The organism is Variovorax paradoxus (assembly GCF_029919115.1).
In the GTDB taxonomy this organism is placed as follows: domain Bacteria; phylum Pseudomonadota; class Gammaproteobacteria; order Burkholderiales; family Burkholderiaceae_C; genus Variovorax; species Variovorax paradoxus_O.
On the sequence record NZ_CP123990.1, the window covers coordinates 1,847,767 to 1,862,704 of the forward strand.

Here is a 14,938-nt window from a genome sequence, read left to right on the forward strand (position 1 = left end):
CACCCGCCCTGAACAGCAAAGCAAAAAAGCAAACGTATCCGAATCATGAAAACCACCTTCCTCTACAAATCAGACCCCGTACGCGGCCGCCAATGGGCCGAAGTGTTCGGTCAACGCCGCCCCGACATCGACTTCCGCATCTGGCCCGACATAGGTGACCCGGCGCAGGTGCGCTTTCTTGCTGCATGGGAGCCGCCGCAAGACATCGCCGAGCTGTTCCCGAATCTGGAGGTGTTGTTCTCCTCTGGCGCGGGTGTCGACCAGTTCGACTTCACCGCATTGCCGCCGGGATTGCCCGTCGTGCGCATGGTCGAGCCCGGCATCGTCAACGGCATGGTCGAGTACGTGACGCATGCGGTGCTCGGGCTGCATCGCGACATGCCGCAGTACCGCCGGCAGCAGCAGGAAGGCCAATGGAAGCCGTTGCCGGTGCGGCCCGCGAGCGAGCGGCGCGTCGGTGTGCTGGGGTTGGGCTCCCTTGGCCAGGCCGTGCTGGCGCAACTGGTCTCCTTGGGTTTTGACTGCGCCGGCTGGAGCCGCTCGCAACATGAGGTGCGGGGCGTGCAGTGCCATGCGGGTGCCGACGAGCTGCCCGCGTTTCTTGCGCGCACCGACATCCTCGTGTGCCTACTGCCGCTCACCGATTCGACGCGGGGCTTTCTCGATGCAAGGCTGTTCTCCATGTTGCCCGTGGGCGCAGGGCTGGTGCATGTCGGCCGCGGGCCTCATCTGGTCGAGCATGATTTTCTGGATGCACTCGCCACCGGCCGAATCGGCGATGCCGTGCTCGACGTGACCGACCCCGAGCCGCTGCCGCCCTCGCATGCCTTCTGGCGCCATCCGCGCATCGAGCTCACGCCGCACATCGCGAGCATGACGCAGCCGTTGAGCGCCGCGGAGGCCGTGCTCGGGAACCTGCGCCGCTTCGAAGCAGGCGAGCCGATGGTCGGCCTGGTGGACCGCGCCAAGGGCTACTGAAAAGCCCCGCCGCATGTTGTGCTGTGGCAAGGCGCATAACCGCATCGTGCTTTGCACAGCACCCCCAAAGCAGCACCACGCAGCGCGGCCGGGCACCTAAGCTGAGGGCATTCATTCGAAAGCTTTGTTCGCTCTCGCTTCACACACCACCGCCATGACGCATCCCACCGCATTGCCGCAGCTCGCCGCGCTCGACGCCCTCGACCGCGCCCACCTCATTCATCCTGTCTCACCGTGGCGCACCCACGAGCAGCGCGGCCCCACCGTGCTGGCCTCGGCACGCGGTGCATGGCTCACGGATGCGAACGGGCATGAACTGCTCGATGCCTTTGCAGGCCTCTGGTGCGTGAACGTGGGATACGGCCAGGAAAGCGTGGTGCAAGCTGCGGCCGACCAGATGCGGCGCCTGCCGTACGCCACCGGCTATTTCCACTTCAGCAGCGAGCCGGCCATTCGCCTTGCAGAGAAGCTGGTGCAGATCACGCCCGCTTCGCTGACCCGCGTGTACATGACCCTTGGCGGCTCTGAAGCCGTCGATGCCGCCGTGCGCTTCATCGTGCAGTACTACAACGCGATCGGCAAGCCGTCGAAAAAACAGTTCATTGCGCTGGAGCGCGGCTACCACGGTTCGTCGTCCACCGGCGCGGGGCTCACGGCCTTGCCGGTCTTTCATCGCGGCTTCGATCTGCCGCTTGCCACCCAGCACTACATTCCGTCGCCCAACCCCTACCGCCATGCGGAGGGCGGTGATCCGCAGGCGCTGATCGCCGCTTCGGTGGCCTCGCTGCGCGCGAAGGTTGCCGAGCTGGGGGCGGACAACGTGGCCGCCTTCTTCTGCGAGCCGATCCAGGGTTCGGGCGGCGTCATCGTGCCGCCCAAGGGCTGGCTCAAGGCGATGCGAGACGCTGCACGCGAGCTGGATATTCTCTTTGTCGTCGATGAAGTCATCACCGGCTTCGGCCGCACCGGCCCCATGTTCGCCTGCGAGGCCGAAGGCGTGGAGCCCGATTTGATGACCATGGCCAAGGGCCTGACCTCTGGCTACGTGCCGATGGGCGCGACCATGATGTCCGAGAAGGTCTACGCAGGCATTGCCGACGGTGCGCCCGCAGGTGCCCCTGTCGGCCACGGCGCAACTTATTCGGCCCACCCGGTAAGCGCCGCGGTCGCGCTGGAGGTGCTGCGCCTCTACGAAGAGGGCGGCGTACTCGCCAACGGGCAACGCGTTGCTGCCCACTTCGCGGCGGGGCTCGATGCGCTGCGCGAGCATCCGCTGGTGGGTGATTCGCGGCACCGCGGCCTGCTGGGTGCGCTGGAACTGGTGAGCGACAAGCAAAGCAAACGCGGCTTCGATGCGGCGCTCGGCCTTTCGGACCGCATCTTTGCAGCAGGCTATCGCAACGGGCTCGTCTTTCGAGCGTTTGGCGACAACGTCCTCGGCTTTGCACCGGCGCTCACCTTCACCGAGGACGAGTTTGCCCAGATGTTTGTGCGCCTGAAGAAAACGCTCGACGACGTGCTGGAAGCCGCCGACGTGCGCGCCGCGCTCGCGGCCTGAGCGGGAAAGCACTGATCCGGGGTTCCGCCAGCAAAGCAGAATCGGACCATCTCCGTTTTTCCAGGACCGCCATGTCTGAAGCTTTCAAGATCGACCGACTCGACCTGCGCATCCTGGCCCAGTTGCAGCAGAACGGGCGCATGACCAACGTCGACCTGGCCGACGCCGTGGGCCTGTCGCCCAGTCCGTGCCTGATTCGAGTCAAACGGCTCGAACAGGCCGGCTACATCGCGGGCTACGGCGCGCACCTGCGGCTCGAAAAGCTCGGCGATGCGCTCACCGTGTTTACCGAAGTCACGCTGCAGGACCATCACCGCGAAGACTTCGTGCGCTTCGAGACTGCAATCCGCGAGGTGGACGAGGTGCTCGAATGTCACCTGGTGAGCGGGGGATACGACTACCTGCTGCGCTTTCTGACGCGCGGCGTCAACCACTACCAGGAAGTGATCGAGGGACTGCTCGAACGCAATATCGGCATCTCGAAGTACTTCAGCTACATCGTCATCAAGTCGCCGTTCATCAAGACGCATTGCCCGATCGAACGGCTGTTTCCCCATTCGCGCTGACGCGTCTAGCCTTCCAGTACGAGAGAGCCCTGCGGATATCGCCCGCACATGAATTCGACGAACGCCCGGACCTTCGGCGCGGGAAGTCGCCGCGATGTATGCAGCACCCACAGCGCGGGCTCGGCCCCCGAAACCGTGCCCCACTGAACCAGTTCCCCGCGCGTCAGCTGGGCCCACGCGATCGACTGCGGCATCAGGGCGGCGCCGGCACCGGCAACCGCTGCATCGCGAATCATCAGGAATGAAGAAAGCCTGAGCCTTGGAACCGGCTCCACCACAAGACGCCCGTCGTCGAGCGTCCAGTTTCCGGCCTGATAGTTGGTTGAGACGATGCCTGGTACGGGGCTCACCTTGCCCGGCACGGGCACAGGCACGGAAGGCGCAGCCACAACCACGAGCCGGTCCTTGGCGAAGCACCGGCCCACCAGGCTGCTGTCGGGGCTGGGGTTGATCCGGATCGCGGCGTCGAACTGCTCTTCGACCAGATCGACCATGCGGTCGTCGGCCACCACCTCGCACGTGACCTCTGGATAGGCGGCGCAGAACTCGGCGCAGATGCGGCCCATCGCAAGCTGGGAGAACAGCACCGGCGAAGCGATGCGCAGGCGTCCGCGCGGTACCGACAAGCCCTCGCGCGCGGAGGTCATGGCGTCGGCCACTTCGTGCATCGGCCCTTCGGTGCGATCCATCAGTAGTTGGCCGGCCTCGGTGAGCTTGAGTCCGCGCGCGCTGCGCTCGATGAGCCGCACGCCGAGCTGCTCTTCCAGGTCTGCAATGCGGCGGGACAGCGTCGCCTTCGATCTTCCGCTTGCACGGCTCGCCTTTCCGAGCCCTCCGTTTGCCGCGACCAGCGCGAAGTCGCTCAATGCGTTCAGATCCATGTGTGTTCCATATTTGAAACGAGGTGTCTATATTTTTGCATCTTCGTTTTAGGAGTGCAACGGCCTATCTTCTCCTCATCGCAACTTCGATACGAGGAAATTGAAATGACCGCTCCCACTCAACGTGCTGTGCTGATCCGTGCCTATGGCGGTGCAGCCGCCGCCGAGATCGCCGGGATCGCAAGGCCCACGGCCGCCCCGGGCCAGGTTCTGGTCCGCGTTCGGGCTGCCGGTGTGAACGGCATCGACTGGAAAGTTCGAGAAGGCTTTGTCCGCGAGGCTTTCCCGCTTCAGCTGCCTGCCGTGCTGGGCATCGAACTGGCGGGTGTCGTCGAGGAAGTCGGCGCCGGCGCCTCGCGCTTTCGCATTGGCGATCGCGTCATGGGACCGCTTGGCGGCCTGGGGGCCTATGCCGATGTCGTCGCAGTCGACGAAGCAAACCTCGTGCGCACGCCGCAAGGCCTGGACGACGTCCATGCGGCCGCTATTCCCGTGGCTGCCGTTGCAGGCTGGCAAAGCTTGCACCACGCGGGCCCGATTGCCGCAGGCCAGCGAATCCTGATCCACGGTGCGGCGGGAGGCTTGGGCGGCTATGCCGTGCAGTACGCCAGGCAGGCAGGTGCCGAAGTCTTCGCGACTGCGTCCACGGCGCATGTCGACTACGTGCGCAGCCTGGGCGCAGACCATGTCATCGACTACCAGAACGAGCGCTTCGAATCGGTCGCCCAGGACATCGACCTGGTGCTCGACTACGTCGGCGGCGAAGTGCTCGACCGCTCTTGGCAGGTGCTGGCGAAGAACGGCGCCATCGTCGGCACGACCTCGCCCGACATCCTTGCACGCACGCCTTCCGGCCGCCGTGGACTGTGGTTCATGAACAAGCCGGACGCCGCTTTGCTGGAACGCCTCGTGGCCGAGGTTGCGCAAGGCACGCTGGTCTCGAAGCTGGGCGAAGCCGTGGGCTTCGACGACATCCCTGCGGCCATCGAACGCAATCGCACCGACCCTCGCATCGGCAAGGTCGTCGCGGACTTTTCGCGCTGATCGACGCCTTCGCCTTGTTCCTTCAACTCAATCCTTTGACTCAACCACCCCGGAGATTTTCATGACCATTCTCGTCACAGGTGCCACCGGCACCATCGGTTCCCTCGTCGTCCAGGGCTTGGCCAGTGCCGGCGCCGAAGTCAGCGCGTTCGTTCGCACAGCCGGCAAGCAAAGCTTTCCGGCTGGCGTCAAGGAGGTCGTCGGCGACCTGACCGACGTGCCTTCAATGCGCGCGGCTCTGTCGCCGATGCGCACGCTGTTCCTGCTGAACGCCGTCACGCCGGACGAAGTGACGCAAGCCCTTGTCGCGCTGAACCTGGCGCGCGAGGCTGGCATCGAGCGCATCGTCTACCTGTCGGTCATTCATGCGGACAAGTTCACCAACGTGCCGCACTTCACCGGCAAGCACACGGTCGAGCGAATGATCGAGAGCCTCGACATTCCGGCGACCATCCTTCGGCCGGCCTACTTCATGCAGAACGAACGCATGGTCCAGCAGGTGATCCAGGGCTACGGCGTATACCCGATGCCGATCGGCTCGGCGGGTGTTGCGATGATCGATGCGCGAGACATCGCCGATGCGGCGGTTGCAGAATTGCTGCGCCGCGATCGCGCGCCCGCGCCATTGCCGCGCACAACGCTGGAACTGGTTGGGCCGGAGCTGTTGACTGGAGAGTCGGTGGCCGGAATGTGGAGTGCCGCACTCGGTCGGGCGGTGGCTTACGGCGGGGATGACGTGGCGGCTTTCGAAGGGCAGATGGCCGCGCTGGGGCCGGCCTGGCTTGCCTACGACATGCGCCTGATGATGGCCGGAATCCAGAAGTTCGGCATGCGCGCGGAGGGTGCGGCGGATCGCCTGCAGGCCGTTCTGGGCCGTCCCTTGCGCACGTATGCCGACTTCGTCAAGGAAGCCGTTGCCGCATCTTGAAGATTGGCCGTCGGGCTAGCGGGTCAAGACGGGTCTTTGCTGCGGGTGCGTCCCACCGCGCTGAAGATGCCGATGCCCAGGATGATCAGCGCGCCAATGCCGATGTACAACGTGGGCACGCCGGCGACCGAAGCGCCCCAGGCGAGGCCGGCCAGGAAAATCAGAAAACCGATCATGTAGAGCACAAAGGACATGCTTGTTTCCCCCGAAACTGTGATGCCTCGAGTATCCCGACGGGCGACCGGGCCGGCCCAAGCCTTCGTCGCCAGTCGATGTGGGAACTTGCCTACTACTCCCTGGGTGGCACGCGAGGCAATCGCACGCTCATATCGGGCAGACTGTCCAACACTCCGCTTCCGCCTGAAAGGAAAAAAACATGCGCCTGATCCCCTGCACCGAAGAAGCCCACGCGGGCGCCATCCTCGCCATCCTCAACGAAGCCATCGTCCGTTCGACCGCGCTGTACGACTACAAGCCACGCACGCCCGAGAGCATGGTGGCGTGGTTTGCCACCAAGCGCGCCAACGGCTTTCCGGTGATCGGCGCCGAAGACGAGAACGGAAAGCTGCTGGGTTTTGCGAGCTACGGCGCGTTTCGCGCCTTTCCGGCCTACAAGTACACGGTGGAGCATTCTGTGTATGTAGAGTCCGGCCACCGTGGCGCCGGGCTCGGCCGCACGCTCATGGAGGCGATCATCGACGAGGCGGTGGCGCGCGACGTGCATGTGATGGTCGGCGCCATCGATGCGGCGAACGCCGGCAGCATCAGCCTGCACCAACGGCTGGGCTTCGAACATGCCGGCACCGTACGGCAGGCCGGATTCAAGTTTGGCCGCTGGCTGGACGTGGCCTTCTACCAGCGGATTCTTTCGACCCCGCTGAACCCGGTCGACGGCTAGGCTTCTTCGCTGGCCCGGTCGAGCATCTGGATGGTGCCGGCATCCAGCTTCAGCTGTGTGGCCACGACCAGTTCTTCGAGTTGGGCAATCGAGGTTGCGCTGGCAATGGGCGCCGTAACCGAAGGCCGCGCGATCTGCCATGCAATTGCAACCTGGCCCGGCTTGGCGTTGTACTGCTGGGCTACCTTGTCGAGCGCCTCGAGAATGCGCAGCCCGCGCGGGTTCAGGTACTTCTTGGTGGTGTTGGCGCCGCGTGCGCTCTTGGCGGCGTCGGCTTCGGTGCGGTACTTGCCGGTCAGGAAGCCGGCCGCCAGCGCATAGAAGTTGATGACGCCCACCTCACGCTTCACGCACAGCGGCTCCAGCTCGTCTTCGAACACCGCACGGTCGTACAGGTTGTAGAGCGGCTGCAGGCTTTCGTAGCGCGCAATGCCCAGCCGCTCGGACACGTCCAGCGCTTCGGCCAGCCGCGGCGCGCTGTAGTTGGAGGCGCCGATGGCGCGCACCTTGCCGGCCTTGATGAGCTCGTCGAAAGCGCCCAGCGAGTCTTCCAGCGGCGTGGCCGTATCGTCGTCGTGCGACTGGTACAGGTCGATGAAGTCCGTCTGCAGGCGCTTGAGCGAAGCCTCCACGGCCTCGCGGATGTACGCTGGCGAAAGGCCCGCCTTGCCTTCGCCCATCGGCTTGCCTACCTTGGTGGCCAGCACCACGCGGTTGCGCTTCCCGCTTTGCTTGAGCCACTTGCCGATGATGGTTTCGGACTCGCCGCCGGTGTGCCCGGGCACCCAGCTCGAGTACACGTCGGCCGTGTCGATGAAGTTGAAGCCCGCATCGAGCCAGGCATCGAGCAGGCGGAACGAGGTGGCTTCGTCCACCGTCCAGCCGAACACGTTGCCACCGAAGGCAAGCGGTGAAACCAGGAGGCCCGAGCGGCCCAGCGAGCGCAGTTGCGACATGAGTGTGTTTCCTGAGAGGGAGAGAAAGAAGAATCAGACGAAGCCCGCGGCACCGAGCAGCGCGCCCGCGCCGAGCAGCCACAGCAGGTGAATGCGCGTGCGCCAGACGACGAGCGTGGCGACCGCGCTCAGCAGCCACAGGTGCCAGGCCGGCGCATCGCCCGAATGGTTGCCCGCCGCGAGCACCCACCCGGTGGCAATCAGCAGGCCCACCACCACCGGCGCCATGCCTTGCTTGAAGGCACGCACGCCGCGCCTGCCGCGATTGCGGTGGCCCCAGCGGGTGGCAAGGTAGGTGAGGGTGGTGCTCGGCAGCATGATGCCGACCATGGTGACCGAAAGCCCGAGCAAGCCGAGCAGCCAGGCGCCCGGCCCGGCGCCAATGCCGCCGCCCGCATTGAGCCCCACGTTCCAGCCCATGAGCGCCACAAAGAGCACGTTCGGGCCCGGCGCAGCCTGTGCAATGGCAACCGACGAGCTGAACTGCGCATCGCTGAGCCAGCCGTGCTGCGCAACCAGGTAGCGGTGCATGTCGGGCACGGTGGTGATGGCGCCGCTGATCGACAGCAGTGAAAGCAGCAGGTATTGGCCGAAGAGCGCAAGCCAGTCGTGCCACTGCATCGCGATCGTTATTTGGCTCATGGCGCAATCCTCCGCCACGTCCACGCGCAGGCCACGCCGCCTAGCGCCAGCAGCACCCAGCCGAGCGGAACCTTCAGAAGTGCGATGGCGCCGAACACCAGCGCCACGAACACCAGGCAGGCGGCAAAGCCCAGCGGATGCTTGCGCAGCTGCGGAATCAGCTTGATGCCGGTGGCCGCAATCAGGCCGCCCGACACCGCGCCCATTCCCCGCAGCGCACCCGCCACCTGCGGGTTGCCGGCATAGTGGGCGTAGAGCACGGCCAGCATGAGGATGACGACCAGCGGTATCGCGAGCATGCCCGCCACGGCGGCGATGGCGCCGCGGAGCCCGAAGTACCGGTCGCCGATCATCAGCGCAAGGTTGACCACGTTCGGCCCCGGCATCACCTGGGCCACGGCCCAGTCTTCGAGGAACTGCTCTGGCGTGAGCCAGCGCTTTTTTTCGACCATTTCGCGCTGGACGATGGCCAGCACGCCGCCGAATCCCTGCAGGGCGAGCCAGGTGAATGAAACAAAAAGGTCGCGTGGCGACTTCGGTTGCGGAGGGTCGGACGGCGCCGCCGCGCCTGAGGGGGACGGATGCATGTGGTGCGATTATCGTAGCCATACCTGCAACACGCCGGGCATCGGGCTGACATCCCGTTGTGTCATTCAAAAGGGAGACTTCATGGTCATGCAAATGCGCGCGCTTTTCGATCTGTGCAAGGAGGCCATCGCCTCATGGTCGAACGACTATGCCCCGAGCATGGGCGCCGCGCTGGCCTACTACACGGTGTTCTCGATTGCGCCGCTGCTGCTGATCGTGATTGCCGTGGCCGGCCTGGTGTTCGGCCAGGAGGCCGCGCGAGGCGAGATCTTCCTGCAGCTTGCGGGCCTCATGGGCGAGCAGGGTGCCGCTGCGGTGCAAGCCATGCTGCAGGCGGTCAACAAGCCGGCCGAAGGCATCGTGGCCACGATGGCCGGCATTGGGCTGCTGGTGATCGGCGCGACCACCGTTTTTGGCGAGTTGCAAGACGCGCTCGACCGCATCTGGCGCGCACCGGCCCGCGCGAAGAACAAGGGGCTCTTCAACTTGCTGCGCGTGCGGCTCTTGTCGTTCAGCATGATCATGGGCATCGGCTTCCTGCTCATGGTGTCGCTGGTGGCGAGCGCGGCGCTGGCTGCGCTGGGCAAGTGGTGGTCGCCGGTGTTCGGAGCCTGGGCCACCTTGGCGCAAGCGGTGAACTTCGTCTTCAGCTTTGCGATGGTGACGGTGATCTTCGCCATGATCTACAAGATCATGCCGCGCGCCAAAGTGCAGTGGCGCGACGTGTGGGTTGGGGCTGCGGTCACGGCGCTGCTCTTCACCATCGGCAAGCACCTCATCGGCCTGTACATCGGCAAGAGCAGCGTGGCTTCGGGATATGGCGCCGCGGGCTCGTTGGTGGTGGTGCTGGTGTGGGTGTATTACTCGGCGCAGATCTTTCTCCTGGGCGCCGAGTTCACCTGGGTGTATGCCAAGACCTACGGCTCGCTCAAGAACGCAAAGGACGCCGCCCCAGCGAACCCGTCGCCGACACGGTCGGAGCCGCTGCCCCAGCGCTAGCCGGCAAATCCGCCTTCGTCCAGGTAGCGCTGTTCCTCGGCGCTGCTGGTGCGCCCGAGCAGCTTGTTGCGGTGCGGAAAACGGCCGAAGCGCGCAATGATGTCCCGGTGCAAGACTGCAAAGCGCTGGGTGTTGGCGTCGAGCGCCGCGTTGAGTTCGACCGAGCGCTCCTGGTCCGGCAGCGATTCGGAGTGCATGAAGGGCAGGTAGAAAAAGCGCCGCAATGCCTTGTCCACCTTCAGGTCGAACCCGGCCTCTATCGCCTGGCGGGCAATGGCAAGCGCCTTGGCATCCGTGGCGAGCATGCGCGCGTTGCCGCGCCAGGTGTTGCGCGGAAACTGGTCGAGCAGCACCATCAGAGCGAGCGCGCCCTCGGCGTCTTTCGCCCAATGGTCCAGTTCGCCAAGTGCGGCCGCTTCATGGGCGGCGAGAAAGCGCCCGCCGAACTCTGCGTCGAAGGCGTCGTTCTTGGCAAACCATCGGTCGGGCCCGGCGCTGCGCCAGAAGTCGACCACGTCACGGGCGGAGGGAAGGTTGGCAGGGTTCATCGCTGCATTGTCTTTCAGCCTGGGGCGCTGCCCCGGGGCCTTGAAAGTCGCGGTGGTGGCCGACATCGGCACAGGCCGGCGCTGCCTATGCTGAAGCGGTTTCATAACTCAGGAGATAAAGCTCATGAACCGATATGGCACCCTTTTGCGCGCAACCCTCATTGCCGGGGTGGCCAGCGCTGCGCTGGCCGGCTGCGGGATGATGTCGAAGTCGAACGTCGCGAGCTTCAGCGGCACCATGAACGCAGCCAGCGAAGTGCCGCCCAACATGACACGCGGCAGCGGGCTGGCCGAGGCCTGGCTCAACAGGGACACCAACGTCCTGAAATACAAGATCACCTACAGCGGCCTCAGCGGCCCGGCAACGGCGGGGCACTTCCACGGCCCGGCGGCCGCGGGCGCCAATGCCGGCGTGGTGCTGCCCTTTGCCAGCGCGGAGAGCCCCATCGAAGGCCAGGCCACGCTCACGCCGGCGCAAGCTGCCGACCTGATCGCGGGCAAGTGGTACGCCAACATCCACACGGCCGCCAACCCGGCGGGCGAAATCCGGGGACAGATGCTGCCCAAGATGTAAGGGGACTGCGGTCAGCTTGCAGTCGCGGGGCTGGTGTCAAATGACACCATATGACGACGAAGAAGCCTCGCACGGCAAGCAAGAAGACCCTGAGCCCGTTCGCAGCGCCCCGCGAGGACATGCGCCATGCGCGCAAGGCGCTGGTGCTGCAGGGTGGGGGCGCCCTCGGCGCCTACCAGGCCGGCGTGTATGCCGCGCTCAGTGAAACCGACCTCCAGCCGCACTGGATTGCCGGCGTCTCCATCGGCGCCATCAACGCCGCGCTGATCGCGGGCAATGCGCCAGAGAAGCGGGTAGAGCGGCTGCGGGAGTTCTGGCACCTGGTGTCTTCCGGGCCGGCGCAGCGGCTGCCGGCATGGCTGGGCGACCGCGCCGCGCAGAACCAGTGGAGCGCTTCCATGGCAATGCTGGTCGGCATTCCCGGTTTCTTCGAACCGCGCTATTCGCCCGCGCTTTTGATGGGCGCCGCGGCACCGCTTCTAAGCTACTACGACACGGCGCCGCTCAAGCTCACGCTGGAGCGCCTGGTCGACTTCGACCGCATCAACGCCTGCGAGGCGCGCTTCAGCGTGGGCGCGGTCGACGTGCGCACCGGCAACTCGGTGTACTTCGACAACACGCGCCAGCGCATCGGCCCCGAGCACATCATGGCCAGCGGCGCACTACCGCCAGGCTTTGCGCCGGTGACGATCGACGGCGACGATTATTGGGACGGCGGCATCGTCTCGAACACGCCGCTGCAGTACGTGCTCGACATTCACCCGCGCTCCGAGCCGCTGGTGGTGCTGCAGGTCGATCTTTTCAATGCGCGGGGCGAAATGCCGCGCACGCTGTCGGGTGTGCTCGAGCGGCAGAAGGACATCACCTATTCGAGCCGCACCCGCATGAACACCGATGCGCTGGCCGCCAACCTGAACCTGCAGCAGGCCATTGCGGACCTGATCTCCAAGCTGCCCGCCAACCTGCGCAACGACCCTTCGGTGCTTGCGGTGCAGGCCGAGCTCACGCACCACCCGATCGACATCTTTCACCTGATCTACCGCGACAAGCCCTACGAGGCCGAATCGAAGGACTACGAGTTCTCGCGCGCCGCCGTCGAAGAGCATTGGGAGGCCGGCGCGCGCGACATGCGGCGGACGCTTGCGCATCCCGAAACATTGCGCAGCGACGCCACGGTGAACGGCGTGACCACCTTCGACCTGGGCGAACCCGGTGTGGGGCGCATCAAGCGGCCCGGGTTGTCGCGTTGATTCAAAAGGCAGCGGCCTGCGCGCTCGCCTGAATCTTGCAGTTTTTCTTCTTCTTTAACCTCAAGGACGTTCACCATGCAACTCAAGGACAAGGTCGCCTACATCACCGGATCGGCCAGCGGCATCGGCAAGGAAATTGCCGTTCTGTTTGCGCGCGAAGGCGCCAAGGTCGTCATTGCCGACCTCAACAAGCAAGCGGCCGACGCGACGGCCGAGGAATTGAAGGCCTCGGGCGCCCAAGCCATCGGCGTGGCGGTGGATGTGACCAGCGAAGACCAGGTCAACGCGTCGGTCGAAGAAGCGGCCAAGGCCTTTGGCGGCATCGACATTCTCATCAGCAATGCCGGCGTGCAGATCGTCCATCCGGTCGATGAGTTCAGTTTTGCCGACTGGAAGAAGATGCTCGCCATTCACCTGGATGGCGCCTTTCTCACCACCAAGGCCTGCCTCAAGCACATGTACGCGCAAGGCCGTGGCGGCAGCGTGATCTACATGGGCTCGGTGCATTCGAAGGAAGCATCGCTGCTGAAGGCGCCCTACGTTACCGCCAAGCACGGCCTCATCGGCCTGGCCAAGACGGTCGCGAAAGAAGGCGCCAGGCACGGTGTGCGCGCCAACGTGATCTGCCCGGGCTTCGTGCGCACGCCGCTGGTTGAAAAGCAGATTCCGGAACAGGCGAAGACGCTTGGCATTACCGAAGAACAAGTCATCAAGAACGTGATGCTCAAGGAGACGGTCGACGGCGAGTTCACCACCACCGAAGACGTGGCCCGGGTGGCGTTGATGTTCGCGGCTTTTCCGACCAACGCACTGACGGGGCAATCGCTGGTGGTGAGCCACGGCTGGTTCATGCAGTAACCCCCTAAGACGCCGCGGCGCGCGGCGCACGATGGTTCACCCTAATGTCTCTGGCGAGTGAACTGTGCGAAAAATCGCATGGCCATTCAAACGTCATACCAAAGACTTTCGCCAGGAGACAACAACCATGCGTGTCAGTTCGTCCCGTGTCAGTTCGTCCCATGTCTTTTCGCGGCGCTCCTTCGTTGCCCATGCCGCGGTCCTTGCTGCCGGGCTCGCAATGCTGGCGGGGTCGGCTCCCGCGGCGGCGCAGGCGTATCCGAGCCGCCCAGTCACACTGATCGTTCCGTGGGGCGCGGGTGGCGGCACCGACGCCACGGCGCGCATCATTGCGAGCCTGCTCGAAAAAGAGCTGGGCCAGCCGATCACCGTGGTGAACCGCACGGGCGGCAACGGCGTGGTGGGCCATTCGGCCATTGCCGCCGCACCGCCGGACGGCTACACCATCGGCATGGCCACGGTCGAGATCGGCATGATGCATTGGCAGGGGCTCACGCAGCTCACGAGCGCGTCGTACACGCCCATCGGCCTTGCCAACCTCGACCCGGCCGGCATCCAGGTGCGCGCCGATGCGCCCTACAAGACAGTGGCCGAACTGCTGGCGGCCATCAAGGCCAGCCCCGGCAAGTTGAAGGCCTCGGGTACGGGGCAGGGCGGCATCTGGCACCTGGCCATTGCCGGCCTCTTGCGCGACCAGAAGATCGACCCCGCGGCCGTGCCGTGGGTGCCGAGCAACGGCGCAGCGCCGGGGCTGCAGGACGTGGTTGCAGGCGGCGTGGAGATTGCGCCGGTCTCGCTGCCCGAGGCGCGCTCGCTCATCGATGCGGGCAAGGTCAAGAGCCTTGCCATCATGAGCGACAAGCCTTCGGCGCTCTACCCCAATGTGCCCACGCTCAAGGCCTCCATCGGCAGCGACTGGTCGATGGCCGCCTGGCGCGGCATTGTTGCGCCAAAGGGCCTTCCGGCCGATGTGCGCGACAAGCTTGCCGGTGCGCTCAAGAAGGTGGTGGCGAGCAAGGAGTACACCGACTTCATGGCCTCCCGCGGCTTCGGCGTGATCTATGCGGCGCCGGACGAATTTGCAGCCTACATGGCCAAGTCCGACGCCGAGCTTGGCGCAACCATGAAGGCCGTGGGTATCGTCAAGTGAGTGCCGCGCGGCGTGCGTGCGTGCCTGGCGGAGGTGCGGCGCAATGAAGTTCAACGACGCGGTCTTCGGGCTCGTTCTTCTGGTACTCGGCGGGCTGGTGCTTGCCGTGGTGCGCGGCTATCCGGGCATACCGGGCCAGCAGGTGGGGCCGGCGCTTTTTCCGGGGCTGATCGCCATCGGGCTGTGCCTTTGCGGCGCCATGCTGCTGGTCAAGGGCTGGCGCGAGCGGCATGCCGCGGCATGGGTGCGGCTGGGCGATTGGGCCTCTTCGCCGCGCCATGTGCTGGCCGCGGCGCTGGTCGTCGGATCGGTGCTGTTCTACATATTCGCTTCGGAGCGGCTCGGCTTCTTGCCGACCGTGGCCATCTCATTGCTGGCGCTGATGCTGACCATGCGCGTGCCGCCAGGCCGCGCGGTGCTGGTTGCGCTGATTGCCTCGCTGGTCATTCATGCAGCGTTCTACAAGCTGCTGCGCGTTCCGCTTCCCTGGGGCGTGCTGACGCCCATTGCCTGGTAACGA

General features: G+C 65.3%; 18 protein-coding genes. 12 read left to right on the top strand and 6 right to left on the bottom strand.

The features are described 5' to 3' along the window. Positions 1-45 precede the first annotated feature (45 nt). The 3 genes from QHG62_RS09065 to QHG62_RS09075 all read left to right on the top strand — a co-directional run bounded on the left by QHG62_RS09065 (position 46) and on the right by QHG62_RS09075 (position 3,102). Entirely contained in the window at positions 46-978 is a 933-nt protein-coding gene (locus QHG62_RS09065; protein WP_281150557.1) for a 2-hydroxyacid dehydrogenase, read from the top strand. A 154-nt stretch (positions 979-1,132) separates the two neighbouring features. After that, positions 1,133-2,536 (top strand): aspartate aminotransferase family protein, encoded by a 1,404-nt coding sequence (locus tag QHG62_RS09070; protein ID WP_281150558.1) that lies wholly within the window; start codon positions 1,133-1,135, stop codon positions 2,534-2,536. 71 nt (positions 2,537-2,607) lie between these two features. Then, positions 2,608-3,102, top strand: coding sequence for an Lrp/AsnC family transcriptional regulator (locus tag QHG62_RS09075; RefSeq protein WP_281150559.1), 495 nt, complete (start codon positions 2,608-2,610; stop codon positions 3,100-3,102). Between the two features lie 5 nt (positions 3,103-3,107). Here QHG62_RS09075 and QHG62_RS09080 read toward each other — a convergent pair whose 3' ends face one another. After that, the gene (locus QHG62_RS09080) at positions 3,108-3,983 is read right to left on the bottom strand and encodes a LysR family transcriptional regulator (RefSeq protein WP_281150560.1); all 876 of its coding nucleotides are present in this window, start codon (positions 3,981-3,983) and stop codon (positions 3,108-3,110) included. A 105-nt stretch (positions 3,984-4,088) separates the two neighbouring features. Here QHG62_RS09080 and QHG62_RS09085 point away from each other — a divergent pair, with 105 nt between their 5' ends. After that, positions 4,089-5,027 carry an NADP-dependent oxidoreductase gene (locus QHG62_RS09085; RefSeq protein WP_281150561.1) on the top strand — a complete coding sequence of 313 codons (939 nt, stop codon included), beginning with the start codon at positions 4,089-4,091 and terminating at the stop codon, positions 5,025-5,027. A 61-nt stretch (positions 5,028-5,088) separates the two neighbouring features. Beyond that, positions 5,089-5,955: an NmrA family NAD(P)-binding protein gene (locus QHG62_RS09090; protein ID WP_281150562.1), complete on the top strand. Its 867-nt coding sequence runs from the start codon at positions 5,089-5,091 to the stop codon at positions 5,953-5,955. A 23-nt stretch (positions 5,956-5,978) separates the two neighbouring features. On the opposite strand, the gene QHG62_RS09095 is transcribed toward QHG62_RS09090, so the two are convergent. Continuing rightward, entirely contained in the window at positions 5,979-6,149 is a 171-nt protein-coding gene (locus tag QHG62_RS09095) for a hypothetical protein (protein ID WP_018902777.1), read from the bottom strand. A 182-nt stretch (positions 6,150-6,331) separates the two neighbouring features. On the opposite strand from QHG62_RS09095, the gene QHG62_RS09100 reads away from it, so the two are divergent. Next, on the top strand, positions 6,332-6,853 hold the full coding sequence (locus QHG62_RS09100; RefSeq protein ID WP_281150563.1) for a GNAT family N-acetyltransferase: 522 nt from the start codon (positions 6,332-6,334) through the stop codon (positions 6,851-6,853). On the opposite strand, the gene QHG62_RS09105 is transcribed toward QHG62_RS09100, so the two are convergent. Genes QHG62_RS09105 through QHG62_RS09115 form a run of 3 tightly spaced genes read right to left on the bottom strand, consistent with a single transcriptional unit; the run spans position 6,850 to position 9,038 of the window. Further along, on the bottom strand, positions 6,850-7,809 hold the full coding sequence (locus QHG62_RS09105; protein ID WP_281150564.1) for an aldo/keto reductase: 960 nt from the start codon (positions 7,807-7,809) through the stop codon (positions 6,850-6,852). The genes QHG62_RS09100 and QHG62_RS09105 overlap by 4 nt on opposite strands. Positions 7,810-7,842: 33 nt before the next feature. Continuing rightward, positions 7,843-8,451, bottom strand: a complete 609-nt coding sequence (locus QHG62_RS09110; RefSeq protein WP_281150565.1) for a chromate transporter — start codon at positions 8,449-8,451, stop codon at positions 7,843-7,845. Continuing rightward, the gene (locus QHG62_RS09115; RefSeq protein ID WP_281150566.1) at positions 8,448-9,038 is read right to left on the bottom strand and encodes a chromate transporter; all 591 of its coding nucleotides are present in this window, start codon (positions 9,036-9,038) and stop codon (positions 8,448-8,450) included. The genes QHG62_RS09110 and QHG62_RS09115 overlap by 4 nt, the downstream gene beginning before the upstream one ends. 82 nt (positions 9,039-9,120) lie before the next feature. On the opposite strand from QHG62_RS09115, the gene QHG62_RS09120 reads away from it, so the two are divergent. Continuing rightward, a complete protein-coding gene (locus QHG62_RS09120) occupies positions 9,121-10,038 on the top strand; it encodes a YihY/virulence factor BrkB family protein (RefSeq protein WP_281150567.1) in 918 nt (305 codons plus the stop codon). On the opposite strand, the gene QHG62_RS09125 is transcribed toward QHG62_RS09120, so the two are convergent. Next, complete coding sequence (locus tag QHG62_RS09125) at positions 10,035-10,586, bottom strand: DUF924 family protein (protein WP_281150568.1); 552 nt, start codon at positions 10,584-10,586, stop codon at positions 10,035-10,037. The genes QHG62_RS09120 and QHG62_RS09125 overlap by 4 nt on opposite strands. Before the next feature lie 124 nt (positions 10,587-10,710). On the opposite strand from QHG62_RS09125, the gene QHG62_RS09130 reads away from it, so the two are divergent. The 5 genes from QHG62_RS09130 to QHG62_RS09150 all read left to right on the top strand — a co-directional run bounded on the left by QHG62_RS09130 (position 10,711) and on the right by QHG62_RS09150 (position 14,935). Continuing rightward, positions 10,711-11,160 (top strand): CHRD domain-containing protein, encoded by a 450-nt coding sequence (locus QHG62_RS09130; RefSeq protein WP_281150569.1) that lies wholly within the window; start codon positions 10,711-10,713, stop codon positions 11,158-11,160. Positions 11,161-11,210: 50 nt separating this feature from the next. Next, positions 11,211-12,410: a patatin-like phospholipase family protein gene (locus QHG62_RS09135; protein WP_281150570.1), complete on the top strand. Its 1,200-nt coding sequence runs from the start codon at positions 11,211-11,213 to the stop codon at positions 12,408-12,410. A 75-nt stretch (positions 12,411-12,485) separates the two neighbouring features. Then, positions 12,486-13,268, top strand: a complete 783-nt coding sequence (locus tag QHG62_RS09140; protein ID WP_281150571.1) for a 3-hydroxybutyrate dehydrogenase — start codon at positions 12,486-12,488, stop codon at positions 13,266-13,268. Between the two features lie 127 nt (positions 13,269-13,395). After that, entirely contained in the window at positions 13,396-14,418 is a 1,023-nt protein-coding gene (locus QHG62_RS09145) for a tripartite tricarboxylate transporter substrate binding protein (protein WP_281150572.1), read from the top strand. Positions 14,419-14,461: 43 nt separating this feature from the next. Continuing rightward, on the top strand, positions 14,462-14,935 hold the full coding sequence (locus QHG62_RS09150; RefSeq protein WP_281150573.1) for a tripartite tricarboxylate transporter TctB family protein: 474 nt from the start codon (positions 14,462-14,464) through the stop codon (positions 14,933-14,935). The last annotated feature ends 3 nt before the right edge of the window (positions 14,936-14,938 follow it).

Excerpts from the sequence above, each read along its gene's own strand:
- QHG62_RS09065 (WP_281150557.1), top strand. The coding sequence starts at position 46 with ATGAAAACCACCTTCCTCTACAAATCAGACCCCGTACGCGGCCGCCAA.
- QHG62_RS09070 (WP_281150558.1), top strand. The coding sequence starts at position 1,133 with ATGACGCATCCCACCGCATTGCCGCAGCTCGCCGCGCTCGACGCCCTC.
- QHG62_RS09075 (WP_281150559.1), top strand. The coding sequence starts at position 2,608 with ATGTCTGAAGCTTTCAAGATCGACCGACTCGACCTGCGCATCCTGGCC.
- QHG62_RS09080 (WP_281150560.1), bottom strand. The coding sequence starts at position 3,983 with ATGGATCTGAACGCATTGAGCGACTTCGCGCTGGTCGCGGCAAACGGA.
- QHG62_RS09085 (WP_281150561.1), top strand. The coding sequence starts at position 4,089 with ATGACCGCTCCCACTCAACGTGCTGTGCTGATCCGTGCCTATGGCGGT.
- QHG62_RS09090 (WP_281150562.1), top strand. The coding sequence starts at position 5,089 with ATGACCATTCTCGTCACAGGTGCCACCGGCACCATCGGTTCCCTCGTC.
- QHG62_RS09095 (WP_018902777.1), bottom strand. The coding sequence starts at position 6,149 with ATGTCCTTTGTGCTCTACATGATCGGTTTTCTGATTTTCCTGGCCGGC.
- QHG62_RS09100 (WP_281150563.1), top strand. The coding sequence starts at position 6,332 with ATGCGCCTGATCCCCTGCACCGAAGAAGCCCACGCGGGCGCCATCCTC.
- QHG62_RS09105 (WP_281150564.1), bottom strand. The coding sequence starts at position 7,809 with ATGTCGCAACTGCGCTCGCTGGGCCGCTCGGGCCTCCTGGTTTCACCG.
- QHG62_RS09110 (WP_281150565.1), bottom strand. The coding sequence starts at position 8,451 with ATGAGCCAAATAACGATCGCGATGCAGTGGCACGACTGGCTTGCGCTC.
- QHG62_RS09115 (WP_281150566.1), bottom strand. The coding sequence starts at position 9,038 with ATGCATCCGTCCCCCTCAGGCGCGGCGGCGCCGTCCGACCCTCCGCAA.
- QHG62_RS09120 (WP_281150567.1), top strand. The coding sequence starts at position 9,121 with ATGGTCATGCAAATGCGCGCGCTTTTCGATCTGTGCAAGGAGGCCATC.
- QHG62_RS09125 (WP_281150568.1), bottom strand. The coding sequence starts at position 10,586 with ATGAACCCTGCCAACCTTCCCTCCGCCCGTGACGTGGTCGACTTCTGG.
- QHG62_RS09130 (WP_281150569.1), top strand. The coding sequence starts at position 10,711 with ATGAACCGATATGGCACCCTTTTGCGCGCAACCCTCATTGCCGGGGTG.
- QHG62_RS09135 (WP_281150570.1), top strand. The coding sequence starts at position 11,211 with ATGACGACGAAGAAGCCTCGCACGGCAAGCAAGAAGACCCTGAGCCCG.
- QHG62_RS09140 (WP_281150571.1), top strand. The coding sequence starts at position 12,486 with ATGCAACTCAAGGACAAGGTCGCCTACATCACCGGATCGGCCAGCGGC.
- QHG62_RS09145 (WP_281150572.1), top strand. The coding sequence starts at position 13,396 with ATGCGTGTCAGTTCGTCCCGTGTCAGTTCGTCCCATGTCTTTTCGCGG.
- QHG62_RS09150 (WP_281150573.1), top strand. The coding sequence starts at position 14,462 with ATGAAGTTCAACGACGCGGTCTTCGGGCTCGTTCTTCTGGTACTCGGC.